Source organism: Clostridium sp. CS001, from assembly GCF_020443565.1.
In the GTDB taxonomy this organism is placed as follows: Bacteria; Bacillota; Clostridia; order Clostridiales; family Clostridiaceae; genus Clostridium_AD.
This window is the reverse complement of record NZ_JAIZZN010000002.1, coordinates 101,112-114,687: the sequence shown is the minus strand read 5'-3', so window position 1 is coordinate 114,687 and position 13,576 is coordinate 101,112. Positions and strand designations below refer to the sequence as shown.

14 protein-coding genes are annotated in these 13,576 nt (G+C 33.6%); 6 read left to right on the top strand and 8 right to left on the bottom strand.

What is annotated here, in order from left to right; genetic code table 11:
• Positions 1-116: 116 nt before the first annotated feature.
• The 4 genes from pepF to LGK97_RS02300 all read right to left on the bottom strand — a co-directional run bounded on the left by pepF (position 117) and on the right by LGK97_RS02300 (position 5,296).
• On the bottom strand, positions 117-1,925 hold the full coding sequence (gene pepF, locus LGK97_RS02315) for an oligoendopeptidase F (protein WP_226258121.1): 1,809 nt from the start codon (positions 1,923-1,925) through the stop codon (positions 117-119).
• 280 nt (positions 1,926-2,205) lie between these two features.
• Positions 2,206-3,114 carry an alpha/beta hydrolase gene (locus LGK97_RS02310; protein ID WP_226258120.1) on the bottom strand — a complete coding sequence of 303 codons (909 nt, stop codon included), beginning with the start codon at positions 3,112-3,114 and terminating at the stop codon, positions 2,206-2,208.
• Positions 3,115-3,143: 29 nt separating this feature from the next.
• Complete coding sequence (locus tag LGK97_RS02305; protein WP_226258119.1) at positions 3,144-4,061, bottom strand: alpha/beta fold hydrolase; 918 nt, start codon at positions 4,059-4,061, stop codon at positions 3,144-3,146.
• Positions 4,062-4,099: 38 nt separating this feature from the next.
• On the bottom strand, positions 4,100-5,296 hold the full coding sequence (locus tag LGK97_RS02300; protein WP_226258118.1) for a CAP-associated domain-containing protein: 1,197 nt from the start codon (positions 5,294-5,296) through the stop codon (positions 4,100-4,102).
• 300 nt (positions 5,297-5,596) lie between these two features.
• On the opposite strand from LGK97_RS02300, the gene LGK97_RS02295 reads away from it, so the two are divergent.
• A complete protein-coding gene (locus LGK97_RS02295; RefSeq protein WP_226258117.1) occupies positions 5,597-6,148 on the top strand; it encodes a flavodoxin family protein in 552 nt (183 codons plus the stop codon).
• 95 nt (positions 6,149-6,243) lie between these two features.
• On the opposite strand, the gene LGK97_RS19910 is transcribed toward LGK97_RS02295, so the two are convergent.
• Both LGK97_RS19910 and LGK97_RS02285 read right to left on the bottom strand, forming a co-directional pair.
• Positions 6,244-7,263, bottom strand: a complete 1,020-nt coding sequence (locus tag LGK97_RS19910; RefSeq protein WP_226258223.1) for a DUF362 domain-containing protein — start codon at positions 7,261-7,263, stop codon at positions 6,244-6,246.
• Positions 7,264-7,423: 160 nt separating this feature from the next.
• A complete protein-coding gene (locus tag LGK97_RS02285; RefSeq protein ID WP_226258116.1) occupies positions 7,424-7,603 on the bottom strand; it encodes a hypothetical protein in 180 nt (59 codons plus the stop codon).
• A gap of 176 nt (positions 7,604-7,779) precedes the next feature.
• Between LGK97_RS02285 and LGK97_RS02280 the strand changes: the two genes are divergently transcribed.
• The 3 genes from LGK97_RS02280 to LGK97_RS02270 all read left to right on the top strand — a co-directional run bounded on the left by LGK97_RS02280 (position 7,780) and on the right by LGK97_RS02270 (position 9,983).
• Entirely contained in the window at positions 7,780-8,526 is a 747-nt protein-coding gene (locus LGK97_RS02280; RefSeq protein WP_226258115.1) for an alpha/beta hydrolase, read from the top strand.
• 339 nt (positions 8,527-8,865) lie between these two features.
• The gene (locus LGK97_RS02275) at positions 8,866-9,318 is read left to right on the top strand and encodes a LytTR family DNA-binding domain-containing protein (RefSeq protein WP_226258114.1); all 453 of its coding nucleotides are present in this window, start codon (positions 8,866-8,868) and stop codon (positions 9,316-9,318) included.
• Complete coding sequence (locus LGK97_RS02270; protein WP_226258113.1) at positions 9,315-9,983, top strand: DUF4318 domain-containing protein; 669 nt, start codon at positions 9,315-9,317, stop codon at positions 9,981-9,983. Before LGK97_RS02275 ends, LGK97_RS02270 begins: the two co-directional genes overlap by 4 nt.
• Positions 9,984-10,117: 134 nt before the next feature.
• Here LGK97_RS02270 and LGK97_RS02265 read toward each other — a convergent pair whose 3' ends face one another.
• Positions 10,118-10,294 (bottom strand): DUF4177 domain-containing protein, encoded by a 177-nt coding sequence (locus LGK97_RS02265; RefSeq protein WP_226258112.1) that lies wholly within the window; start codon positions 10,292-10,294, stop codon positions 10,118-10,120.
• A gap of 260 nt (positions 10,295-10,554) precedes the next feature.
• Positions 10,555-11,967: a PLP-dependent aminotransferase family protein gene (locus LGK97_RS02260; RefSeq protein ID WP_226258111.1), complete on the bottom strand. Its 1,413-nt coding sequence runs from the start codon at positions 11,965-11,967 to the stop codon at positions 10,555-10,557.
• Positions 11,968-12,125: 158 nt separating this feature from the next.
• Here LGK97_RS02260 and LGK97_RS02255 point away from each other — a divergent pair, with 158 nt between their 5' ends.
• Together LGK97_RS02255 and LGK97_RS02250 are read left to right on the top strand one after the other, a co-directional pair.
• Positions 12,126-12,761 (top strand): MBL fold metallo-hydrolase, encoded by a 636-nt coding sequence (locus LGK97_RS02255; protein ID WP_226258110.1) that lies wholly within the window; start codon positions 12,126-12,128, stop codon positions 12,759-12,761.
• 27 nt (positions 12,762-12,788) lie between these two features.
• Entirely contained in the window at positions 12,789-13,490 is a 702-nt protein-coding gene (locus LGK97_RS02250; protein WP_226258109.1) for an epoxyqueuosine reductase, read from the top strand.
• Positions 13,491-13,576: the final 86 nt, after the last annotated feature.

Genomic DNA, 13,576 nt, shown 5'->3' with positions numbered 1-13,576 from the left:
TCTATAGCAGTTCAAATAAATGAGGTCTGCCTGAAATAGAAAAATTTTTCTATTTCAGGCAGACCTTTTTTTTTACTACTTACAACTTGCCACTTGCCACGTCGGTGGCACTATCTCTAGCCTTCCATTTCCTCAGTGAGTTTTATTATCTCATCAATTATATTACCTATATGCTCTATGGTATCAATCAGTGGCTTTTCTGTGGTTATATCCACCCCAGCCATTTTTGCAAGTTCCACTGGTGTTTTAGTTGAACCTGCTTTAAGTACCTCTATCCAATCATCTATAGCTGGTTGTCCTTCGCTTAAAATCCTCTTGCTAACCTCTGTTGCTATTGTAAGTCCTGCACTGTAAGTGTAAGGATATAGTCCCATGTAATAATGAGGCTGCCTCATCCAAGTAAGTTCTGCACCATCAATTATTTTTACATCATCTCCCCAGAACTTTTCAAGTACATTCCGTTTTATTTCATTAAGTTTTGTAGCTTGAACACTTCCACCCTCATCTATTATATTGTATACTTCCCTTTGATAAGCTGCTTCTAAAAGGTGAGTTACAAAGTTATGATAATAGGTATGGCCTATCATTGAAGATAAAACCCATCGCTTAAATCTAGGATCATCATTAACTTTCATAAGATAATTTGCCATGAGCATCTCATTCATTGTAGACGGCGCTTCTACGAAATATGTTGACACATCTGTATCAAATATATTTTGGTTTTCATTACATAATTTAAAGTGTCCTGCATGCCCAAGCTCATGAGCTAGTACAAAGACCTCTGCCATTTTTTCTGCCCAGGAAATTAAAATGAAAGAATGGCTTCCATAAGGACTTGCACAGAAGGCTCCTGTAGATTTTCCCTTGTTTTGTGCAAAGTCAATCCAGCGCTCATCATAAGCTCTTTTAATCATATCGGAATAGTCTTCACCAAGGATTGATAAAGCCTCCTGAATATATTTCTTAGACCCTTCTACTGTTATATTAGGCTCATAGCCTGGGTCAACTGCAATTTTCAAATCTGCAAAGGTCATTTCTTCTATTTTATGTGTCTTCTTAAGAAGCCTTGCATACTTTCTCATGTGCGGTGCTAATTTCTCCATAATTAAGTCTATCTGCCTGTTATATAACTGTCTATCTACCTTTTGAGAGAATAACAAACTATCTATAACAGAATCAAATCCCCTAAGGGTTGCCATTGTTTTTTCCTTTTGTACTTGAGTTTGATAAGCTGCTGCTACAGTATGCTGATATTCCCTTAACTTAGAAGAGAAAGCTTCGAAAGCAGCTCTACGGAGAGATTCATCTTTTTCATACTCCCATTCGTCTTCAAAAAGTCCAAAACTAAGCGGATACTCTACTCCATCTACAGTAAAGTTACCAAAATCCATATCTGCAAGCTTAGCCCGTTCATAAATGCCATAAGGAGCCTCTAAAGTTCCTGATAAAGCAGCTAATACTCTTTCCACTTCCGGATGAAGTGCATGTGCTTTATTTCTTTTTATATTGCCTAAGTAATTACTATTTTCCTTTGACTCATTTATTGCTTCCTCAATAACTTTTTCATCAGCTTGTATAATTTCACTGTCTATAAAGCTGGTTCTACTGCTAATATCCGATGCTATATTCATAAACTTCATATATCTGTCCTGATTTTCATTGTTAGTATGATCCACTGAAACTGCAAGCTCCACATAAGACCCTGTAAGGTACATAATCTGGGATATCTCTCTTACTTTATCCAAACATTGATTAATGTTGCTTGCAGTAGCTAGCTTCCCTTTATAATTTTTCTCCACTTTCGCTACAAGCTCTTGAACCTTTTCTACTGCTGCATCATACTGGTCTTCTGATGCATAAATAGCAGATAAATCCCAAGTAAGTGATTGATCTACATCTTTTCTTTCCTTTAAAACTTTCCCCATTTTAAAACCCCCTTTTAAATTGAAACTGGTAACTATTATATTTTATACCTTATTATTTGTTTAGTCCATAGGTTGATTAAGTACAGGCTCCCTTCGCAAATAGTTTTATTGCTTTATTCCAAGTATCGCTGATTTTAGCTTGTGGTGGATATTCTATAGCAGTTCAAATGAATGAGGTCCAAAAAGTTCTTTGCCATTATTGATAACTCCATCATTGTTTAAATCAAGGGCTAGGGGTCTTATCCGTAGTAAAAACTGGGGACATCTTTCCTTCTTAAACCTAGATTATATTAATAGCCTTTAGAAACTTATCAACTCTTTCTTCGTATTCATCTTTATTGTTCAAATAAGCCTGTACATGACCTGTACTGGAAGGCATATATAGTTCTTTATAACAATTTTTTACCGAGTACATTTGCTTGCACATAATAGCAGGAACATAGTCATCATCTTCACCATGAATAAAGAGTATTGGAATTTCTATATTATGTAACGTAGATATAGGTGACACATCTTCGAAGTACCAACCAACTCTCAATTTAGCAATTATACTTGATAATTTAATTAAAAATTTATTTTTTATATTATAATCCTTTTGCAATCTATGCTTAAATAAATCATATGCATCAGAGTAGCCACAATCTTCTATACAAAACCTGATTCGCTGATCTATTGCAATATTTTGGAGCGCTACTCCAGCACCCATAGACTCACCATGCAAACCGATAACTGCTTTTTTCCCTAATTTATTAAATATCCAATCTGTGCATTTTTTCAAATCAAACTTCTCATAATACCCATAGGAAGTATCTTTTCCGCCACTTAGACCATGATTTCTATGATCATAAATAAAAACTGCAAAGCCTCTTTTTAAAAACATATCCATATATTTAACAGATCCATATAAACTCCAAGTTACTCCATGACACAATATTATAACTCTTTTGGAATTATTATTTGGAAAGAATAAACCATGAAGTTTATAACCATACTGGGAATCAATATATACTTCTTGTTTTTCTAACTCGTTATATTTTTTAATATCTATTGTTCCTTTTTCTACTTCAAAATCATAGGTATAATTACTATCCTTAACCTTAGGATGTATAATTATATTAGAAAAATGCCATGCAATTATAAAAATAGCAGTAAGAATAATTAAAAAAACTATTACTAATATTGTTGCCAACATCAAACCCTCCTTGAAATTTTATAAAATCAGCAATTTGTCTTTAGTCTTTTGTGTATATAATTTGTTATAACTTCACAATATTTATCAGGTTCTTCAATTCTAATAAAATGACCAGAGAAATCAAACGTAACCACCTCTTTGTCTTGCACTCGCTTCATAAATTCTTCTAGTTGGACTTCACAAGTAACAGGATCATGTTTACCTATAAGTAGTAATGAAGGCTTCTTTATATTCGATAGTTCTGTAAACACATCATTATATACTCGCCAATCCTCCAGTAATTTTATTCTTGTGTTGGTGGATCTACGCCACAATTTCCCACCATCTTTATTAGTCTTAGCTATTTTCTCAATTATAAACTTATCATTTCCAAACCACATAAAATTGTTATAGTTCCTTCCAAGCCCTTTTAATGCCTCCGTAAGAAGTCTATTTATTTCTTTGTAGTCTATAATTTCTTTTAGTGCATTAAAGTATTCTTCTGCCAACACAGGCATTTCTAACTTAACAAATTCCCTTGCTGCGGCCCTTAGCATAGATCGTTCTGAAAGTGCAAAATCAAAAGATGGACATTCATATATCATAAGTTCAATAGACTCAGGGTATAAATTAGCATAAAGAACGGCAAGATAGCCACCAAATGAATGACTAAGTAATGACCATTTATTTATATGTAACTTCTTTCTTAGTTCTTCAAAATCTTCAATAATATCTTCTAGTGAAATATTCTCTTCCCTTAAAATAGCTTCTGATCTCCATACTCCTCGTTGTTCTATAGCTATAACTTTAAAGTTCTTTGCTAATCTATCCCCTTGATACTTAATAAAGTCTGTAACACCAATTCCACCAGGTCCACCGTGAATATATACCAATACTTGCGACTTATCTTCTCCTATAATTTCAGTATAGATATCTTTGCCCCTAATTTTACAATAATCTCCCACCTGATATGCCCCCTATTTTAAGTATTCCTATGAACTTATTACTTACCAGTAAAGAAATTCTGTGTGTAATACACATTGTAACTTCCTCCAAAATATACACCAACACCAAGTTTTGTGCAGTTACCTAAAATATTTTCTCGATGACCTAAAGAGTTCATCCAGGCTGAATGTGCAAAAATAGCACTTATTTGCCCCGCCGCTATATTTTCTCCTGCCTCGGTGTAAGTAATACCTGCAGCGCTCATTCTGTCGAAAGGATCTTTACCATCTAGATTTGTATGCTCAAAATATGCTTTATCAGCCATATCTTTGCTATGATTTCTAGCTACTGTTGCAATTTTATCATCCCAAATATAGGGAACATTCCCCATTCTAACTCTTACTACATTTGCAAAATCAAATATCTGCATTTCGTACCCTTTTCTTACTTCGTCATTTAGTTGTCCATAATAATTTTTTATTTGCTTTTCTACATTTTTTTCAATAATCTGAACTCCATCTACAGTGTTATTATTATGAATATCATAAAAGATAGTTGCTTTGTAATCTTCAATAGAATATGAGGCATATTCCCCGTTCTTTTCTAAAGGTGCACCGTAAGCCTTTTCTACTTCACTCTTTAATGTTCCAATATTTATCCCTTTTTTAGAAACTAAATTTGTAGCATTAGTAAATAATCCAACTACCTTCCCATTAATTATACCAACTTGTACATAGTTTTTGTAATCTCCATTGTAGATATACCAACTAAACCCATATTGACTAACATCTTTTCTAGAAGGCGCACCTAAAGATTCTATAACTTTATCTTCACTATCACCTATTTGAATATTTCTAACAGAAAAATCTTTTGTAACTTCACTTATAACTTCCTTTTTAACAGTAAACTTTAATATTGACTCCTCTTTCAGATAGCTGTTTCCAGATTGAAGCTTTGCATTGACTCTTAATGTATAAGCCTCTCCTTGCAAATAATTTTCTTTAGGAACTACTGTAATTATTCTTCTATCGCCACTTATAGTTTGGTTTATCCCAACATTTACACCTGTTTTGTCCAAAGTAATTGATATATTTCCCTTTGTGGAAGCCTCATCTACAGGTAGATTAAATTTAATCACCCACATTTTGTTTTTAGCTATATCCTGTTGTGGCAAAAACACCTTGGCATTAACCATAGTTGAAATAAATAATACAAATAAAGTGGTGAGAACTAAAATTCTTTTTACTATTTTCAATCTTTCCCTGCCCCCTTAAATCTTTTTTATTTTTCCTTAAGTGTACCACTATATACAACAATTAACTATCATTAATACCGTGGCAAGAGCATGAAAGTTTTCTGAATAACAGAATCATTTTGTAGAATTAACAAGATTTCCATTCCGTCTCCTTATGTGGTAGAAAGAGATTTTATGCAGGATTTTTAGCAACAAATAAATTATGGATATGGTATAATTTTTATGGACAATGTATAGAAATTTATTGATATGAAATCAACTTTAAAGAGTGATAAAATAATTTAATATGGAGGGGTTAAAATGAAAATAATTATACTTACTTCTAGTCCTAACCATGATGGTTTAACAGCTACCTGTGGTGAACAGGCAAAGATAGGAGTAGAAATGAATGCCGCTAATGCTTCAATAATAGATCTTAATGCATTAAATATTTCTTCCTGTCATGCATGTGGAATTGGATGGGGACCCTGTCGTGAGAAGCATGAATGCCAAGTGGAAGATGATTTTCAAAAGCTACACAAACAAATGGTGGAAGCTGATGGTTATATAATCATTACTCCTGTTTACTGGCATGAAATGAGTGAATCACTGAAGGTGTTTATTGATAGACTTAGAAGATGTGAAGCTTCAAAAGGAGAAGAGAGCAGTTTGGCTGGTAAACCTTTCATTTGTGTTGCTGCGCCAGGTGGATCTGGCAATGGATGCATCTCATGTTTAGCTTCCTTTGAAAGATTTGTTGATCACGTTAATGGTGTGAAATATGATTTTATAGGTATAACTAAAAAAAGCAGAGATTACAAACTAGTTACTATTAGAGAAGCAGCAAATAGTATGGTTAAAAGCTTAATGTAAAATGCAATTAAATAAATCTTTAAAAAAATCTCCTTCTTAAACTTTGGAAGGAGATTTTTCTACTCAATTTGTTGAACAAGCTAGTCATATGAACTTTATTTATAATTTCCCCTGTATAACTTTGTCATTATTCCCGCAACAGGATTTACTCTTTTAAGTTCAACTGCTTCGTAACGGCAAAGCTCGTGACAGCACATACATTCAATGCACTTAGAATAATCTATTTTTTTAGTTGCCTTATCAATTGCATGAGTAGGACAACTGTCTACACAAGTATTACATTTTAAACATTTTTTTAAATTAATTTTAGGCTTTGTCTTTAAAAAATTAATAACCTTAATCACTGCATTATAATTATTTTTCTTTTTTGAAGTAAATCGTTTTGGGATTTTATAATTTTGAAGCAGCGGTGCCTCAGAGTAGTCTCCGCAAATCTCAATATTATCTTTATTTGCTTCTCCAAGGTTTCTTTTTATGGCTGCTTGAAGTATTGGGATATCTTTAATGTCTAGTCCAATCATATTTATTGCAGTAGTATCAAGTGCCAATGGATCTGTGCTAATAAGTATTTTATTTGCCATATAAGCACTTCCAGCAGTAGGTCCTTCGCCTTCCATTGCAGTAATTCCATCCATAATATGAAGCCCTATTTTTACAGCTTCATGTATATCAACTAAAATGTTGCCAAAGTCCTCTGGATTTGGTGCTGCCTTATGGTACTCGGCCTTTCTTAGTCCCTGAATGCACCCAAAAACATTTTTTACTGCACCAGTATAAATACACCCAGAATGTGTTTTAAGTTTCGGAAGATTGATTATGAAATCCGCTTCAAAAAGAGGTTTTGCCAAGTAAAGTCTATCAATAGCACTATGTCCCTCCCCTATGTCTACTGTACCTTCCTTATCAAAGTTTTTTATTTCTGCATTCTCTTCTTCCGCAACTTTTTTTAAACCCGATATCTCCAAGCTTTGAGTTGTGGGAGCTATGCCTGCAATTGCTCCGCCAGCACTATCACCAATCCAAACCGTGCAACCCTTTTGCTTTAATATTTTAGTTATTGCCCTTACAAATTCACAATGAGTAACTGCTGCAGATTCAGGTGGTTTAGGTCCAATTAAATCATCACCTGTGGTGCTGTAATATTAACGACTTCAGAAGGAGATTTACCTTCTGAAATATCGTTAAATCATCACCTGCGGTGCTGCAATATTAACAACTTTGGAAGCAGATTTAGACTGCCACCAAAGTAACTTTTCTGGGCTAGGCAACTGCCACTTATAGAAGATGGCAGACTTGAAGCTTCCAAAATGTTGTTAAATTTACTTTAAGTAACACCTTCATTCCAGGTTTAACAAAAGTATCCCAACCACCTAGGAGCTCAATTCCACTATTTATTTTTTCAATAACCTTTTCCAAATCATAATTTTCACATTCTTTAACCACTACTTTACTCATACTACTACCTCCTGTAAATAAGAAACTGGTATGTTAAGGTAATAATACCATAAAAGTACTAATAATTATATATCTCCATCTTATTTTGGAAAGTTTATATTCTCTATTTACTTTTTTTTCGTTTTGCATATATAGTATAATGATTATAATATATTTTTATTATAAAGGAGGCATCCATGAAAAAAAGAAAGCTTTTAAAATTTATACCCCTCGTCATTGTACTACTCTTAGTGTCTTATTCAGCTTTTTGGGTATCCAGTTATTCTAGACCTACTGAAGAGGCTGTAGCAGTTTTTAATAGTAATAGTGGCAGTAACATAAATGTTGCAAAGGATAAATTTATCACTTTTACTCCAAAATATAAAGAAGCTACTACAGGATTTATTTTCTACCCAGGTGGTAAGGTTGCTCCTGAGGCCTACGCACCACTTTGCAGTAAAATAGCAGCAAATGGCTTTATGGTGGTTATCGTGCCAATGCCTTTAAACCTTGCAGTTTTAAGTGGAAATAAAGGAAATGAAGTAATTAAAGATTATCCTGAGATTAAAAATTGGGTTATTGGTGGACATTCCCTCGGCGGAGTAATGGCTGCAAGCTTTGCTCATAGTCATTTAGATTTAGTTAAGGGATTGGTTATGTATGCAGCTTACCCTCAAAATAAGGATGACTTATCATCTTCTAATCTTAAAGTTTTATCGTTATGGGGTTCTGAAGATGGATGCGCTGATATAAACAAAGTAACTGGGGCAAAAGATATACTTCCAAAGGATAGTGAATTTAAAGCCATTGACGGTGGTAACCATGCTCAATTTGGAAACTACGGAAATCAAAAGGGCGATAATGCAGCAAAGATTTCTGTTTTAGAACAACAAAATCTAGCAATTGAATACACTGTTGACTTGTTGGGTGAAGTGTCAAAATAATTCACCGCCATAATCGAAACGCTTTTCAATTCTAGATTGTTTAAAACCTCCGCATAAGTTTATTTATGGGGAGGTTTTTAGCTCAATAAACCTAATCAAGAATTTAAAGGGTGATTTTAGGATTCCAGATATTTTAAAGAAAGTTGATAAATAATCACGTGGATTTTCAAAGCTTCTATAAATACCAATTATTAATGCCTTTCAGGAAAACTCTTCTTAGTATTGTCCTCTTAGTGCCATACCACTCGTCCACTTACCTAGGATTTCAGACCACTAACCTATAAGTTGTAGATACTTCATGTAAAAACAGATATTATATAAGAAAGGAGGATGATACCCATGAAAGTAGAAATACGGTATATAAATTCTCCAGAAGAGGAATGTGCGGTCCTGCAGGTTTATCAAAACCATCCTGAAATTATGAAATTACAGGAAATGATTGAAAAAGGTATCTATCAGACAGTGACAATTCCTTGTTTTCTGGGAGAAAAGAGATATTCAATTTCTTGTGAACATATTTTATACATTGAGACTATTCAGGAGCTATTATTTGTGTACACTGGCAGCACGGTGTATGAAGCTAAGAAACGACTTTACGAACTGGAAGATATACTTCCTCAACAATTTGCCCGTGTTTCTAAGTCGGTTATAATTAATCTAAAACAGGTGCAATATTACAGTCCGTTAGCAAACGGTCTAATGAAAGCAACATTTTATAATGGTATGGAGACGTATATTTCCAGAAAATATCTCCGGCTTCTCCGGACAAAGATTGGAGGTAGAAATTCATGACAAAGGAAGATAGAAAAGATATTACACTGAAAGGATTTTTCTTAGCACTGATACTATTTGCAAGTACGCTTATTAATTTGTTAGTGCATCGTGATATTCAGCATTTACAAATTGTTGGCACTTTCCTTATTCCAATCATCATTGGTTATATTCTGCTTGGTCTGTTCATCCGATTTATGATATATAGAAGCACTGTTAGAAAAAAAGAATTCCATCTATTTTCAGGTTCTGCTATTATTTATTGGATAGGGATATTTAGTACAATTATTATGTTTTCTGCTTATTGGGTCCCCCAGGTCATTAGGTATATAGTTCTGGCAAACGTAGCAGCATTACTGTTAGTTTGGTTCCTCAATTATCTATATTTGAAGAACATCGCTAAGGAATTGAATTCGGGACTTGAATACTATAGCAGGATTCTAGTAGAAGATCTCCCTACGAGACCTGATACTGAAGATATGTTTATGGAGGTAGTTGGTGATTATTGTAAAAAGAATAGCCTTTCTCTTGAAATCATAGATTATGGAATTCCGGCTAAGATAAAAATGAATAACACCTTGTATCTTGTAAAGCTTGGACAGTACTATACGCTATTTGGAGGCATATCATACACACTGGAATTCCATAATATAGTTTCTAAAATAGAGGATCATAGGCAATATTGAAGAGAAAAGAATACAAAATTGGCTTGCCAAAATAGACAAGCCAATAAACTTTCTTTAAACTATTAAAGTATCGTAAATTCATCAGTTTTAAGCTATTTATGGAGATTAAGGATTAATTGGATACCACACTACACTTACTTCTTTTCTCTTTTGAATATAAATATCAACATACAATTGAATATATCTGTACCTTGAGAATTAACAAATTCCCAACCCTCATTTGCGTATTTAAAAAGAATCTCATCACATTTTCGTTTTAAAGAACGTTTATTATCAAAAAGTGTACCAATTATCTCAGTTTTATATTCCATGATACTATCCCCCTATTATATTCGTTCGCATTTATACCTTCATTTAACTAATAAGATACCATGTTAAATTGCGGCCTTCCTTATACTAATTATAACATTAATTTAATATAATGTATGTAATTATATAAATACCTGTTCTCTATCTAAAAAACACTTATCTTTATATTGACTGTTAAGGCATAAACCTCATCTATAGCTAGGTTAAAATTTATGTTATACTTAATGTATAAATATAGCAAACCCTGTCCCTAGTAGACTATTTAAAATGCATTTTTAAGTGCTGTTATCCCTTCCACAATCTCATTCTCAGACATCTTCCCAAATCCAAGTAAGATCATGTTATTGGAATATTTATCAGGTTTCATCCAAAATACTGATACTGGAGAAACTATGACACCACAATTTTTAGCCCTTTCAATTAATTGCTCTTCACTTAATCCATTATTGAATTCCAGTAAGATATGCAGTCCCGCACCTTTACCATGGACAATAACCTTACTTCCCATTTGTTCATGGATTGTTTGAATTAATATATCATGCTTTCTTTTACTAGTAAGACAAATCCTTCGCAAATGCCTATCCCAATGACCTAGATGCATAAATTGTTGGACTACCTTTTGTTCAATGAAAGGGACGGAACATTGATATCTATTGAAAAGTTTATCGTATTTTTCTAACAATGCTGGTGGCAATATCATATAATTTAGGCGCAGGCTAGGTGATAGGGATTTTGAAAATGTTCCAATATATACAACACAGCCTTTACTATCAATACCTTGCAAGGATGGAATAGGTCTTGAATTGTATCTAAATTCACTATCATAATCATCCTCAATTATAATTCCTTCTTTTCTTATTGCCCAATCTAAAAGTTTTAATCTCTTTTGTATTGACATTACTGAGCCAGTGGGAAACTGATGTGAAGGAGTCACATATACTATTTTTGCAGAGCTACTTTCTAGTTCTTCAATATTTATACCATCTTTGTCCAAACCGATTGGAATAACTTCATAACCATTATTAATGACTATATTTTTTGCGCCTAAGTAACCAGGGTCCTCCAAAGCTATTTTCTGGAAGTCTCCCCTAAGTAGCTGGCATAACAAGCTTAAGCAGTATTCCATACCAGAGGTAATAATAATTTGCTCAGGTATGCAGGAAACTCCCCTTGACTGAGTTAAGTATTTCATGAGCTCAATTTGTAGATCAGGCTCACCCTTTGTGGCTTTATATGATGTAAAACTCTCAGCATCTATGGATGATATACATTTGTTTGAGATCTTTCTCCATAAACCTTGAGGAAAATCAGAGGAGCTGAGCCCGCCATAACTAAAGTTATATTTATAGTTATTACCATAGCCTTCCTTATGGACTACCTCTTTAACCTTTTCAATGTTCTTAAGTACCTTACTTACTGGTTTTGGATTATCTATGAAATCTAATTTCAGGGAGATAAACCCACTACCTGCCTTACTTTCAATATACCCTTCCGAACAAAGCTGTTGATATGCATTTTCTACTGTATTTCTACTGACATTTAATGTTGTGGAAAGCTTTCGAGTTGATGGAAGTTTTTCTCCTACTAGTATTTGCCCCGTAGTAATCTGTTCCTTTATTTGATTATAGACTTGCAAGTACAGTGGAATATCCGATTCACCATTTATAATAATCATCTTAAAATCACTCCTTTCAAACTGTATCCTACAATTTTGTTAAAATTGGACCTTTTAACAAGTCCACATTTATTATATAATTATTTTATTAAAAGTACAATTGAGTCCTAATGAAACTTTTAAAAAACGATTAACTTAAGAAAAAAGGAGCCGATTATATGTTAATTAACGATAAAGATTTATATCAATTTTCCACCTATATCCCACAGATTAATCTTTCATTTAATCAATATTTACTTTTGGCAGATGAGCCAATTCTAATTCATACAGGTAATGTTAAGCAAGCAGAGGCTATGATACCTGAGCTAAAAGCAGCACTTAATGGCAAGGATTTGAAGTACATATTTATTTCCCACTTCGAATCAGATGAATGTGGTGGTTTGGGCATAATATTAAAACAGTTCCCTAATGCTAAAGCAGTTTGTTCTCAAACAACAGCGCAGCAGCTAATAGGATTTGGACTTATAGATGAGGTTATTATAAAGAATGCTGGAGATACTATAAAAACTAATGATTATGAGCTTGAATTCCTCAGCTATCCATCTGAAATGCATCTTTGGGAAGGACTACTAGCTGTGGAAAAAAACCGTGGAATATTCTTTAGTAGTGATTTAATGATGGCTTTTGGAAGCGAAATGGGCAGGGTTAATGAATCTAATTGGCACACTGAGGTTAATAATATCCGCCCAGAACAGGTGCCAGATCCTGAGAAACGTGCTCAGTTACAACAGGCCTTGCTGCAGTTAAACCCTAGTTTTGTAGCCGCTGGTCATGGACCTTGTCTTAAACTATAAATAAGATTTTAAAAGGAGAATAAAATTTTGATTAATTCTAGTGAAATAAAGAAAATTTTATTTGATTTAGGTGCAGACCTTTGTGGTATTGCACCTGTTGAAAGATTTAAAGATGCTCCTGAAGGATTTCATCCAAAGGACATCTTTCTTCAATGTAAATCTGTAGTGTCTTTTGCCAAAAGAGTACCAAAAGCAAGTATGCTTTGTGGCAACAGAGTTGTATACACTCATGCAACAGCCTCAACTTTTAAGGAACTAGACAGAATATGCTTAAATGCGTGTTGCGATTTAGATAAGCTAGGCGTTGGTGCGGTTATGATACCATCGGATGATCCTTTTGAATATTGGGATGAGAGAAAACAACAAGGCAAAGGAATATTATCTTTAAAACATGCTGGAGAACTGGCTGGCATTGGGTGCATTGGCAAAAACACTCTTTTAGTAAACGAAGATTTAGGTAATATGATGTATCTTGGAGCTTTACTTATAGATGTAGAAGTGGACTACGACTCAATGATAAAGGAAAACTATTGTTTAGATAAATGCACAATATGTATTGATAATTGTCCTATGAAAGCACTAAATGGCATAACAATAGATCAACCATTATGTAGAAGTCATATTGCAGTTAAATCTAATAGCGGATTTTGGTTTTATAACTGTTATAAGTGCAGAACCTTATGCCCAAATATGTTAGGACCTTCAGGAAAAAGGGAAAATAAGATTTAATATAAGTTACAAGAAACCTATGTAAAAGTAAAAGTTTCTAGTTTATACTACAACCTTCAAGTGCGTAGCGTAAACTAGAAGTTTTT

Bases quoted from the DNA above. Each gene is read 5' to 3' on its own strand.
- pepF (WP_226258121.1), bottom strand. From the start codon at position 1,925: ATGGGGAAAGTTTTAAAGGAAAGAAAAGATGTAGATCAATCACTTACT.
- LGK97_RS02280 (WP_226258115.1), top strand. From the start codon at position 7,780: ATGAAAAAAAGAAAGCTTTTAAAATTTATACCCCTCGTCATTGTACTA.
- LGK97_RS02270 (WP_226258113.1), top strand. From the start codon at position 9,315: ATGACAAAGGAAGATAGAAAAGATATTACACTGAAAGGATTTTTCTTA.
- LGK97_RS02260 (WP_226258111.1), bottom strand. From the start codon at position 11,967: ATGATTATTATAAATGGTGAATCGGATATTCCACTGTACTTGCAAGTC.
- LGK97_RS02285 (WP_226258116.1), bottom strand. From the start codon at position 7,603: ATGAGTAAAGTAGTGGTTAAAGAATGTGAAAATTATGATTTGGAAAAG.
- LGK97_RS02295 (WP_226258117.1), top strand. From the start codon at position 5,597: ATGAAAATAATTATACTTACTTCTAGTCCTAACCATGATGGTTTAACA.
- LGK97_RS02275 (WP_226258114.1), top strand. From the start codon at position 8,866: ATGAAAGTAGAAATACGGTATATAAATTCTCCAGAAGAGGAATGTGCG.
- LGK97_RS02255 (WP_226258110.1), top strand. From the start codon at position 12,126: ATGTTAATTAACGATAAAGATTTATATCAATTTTCCACCTATATCCCA.
- LGK97_RS02265 (WP_226258112.1), bottom strand. From the start codon at position 10,294: ATGGAATATAAAACTGAGATAATTGGTACACTTTTTGATAATAAACGT.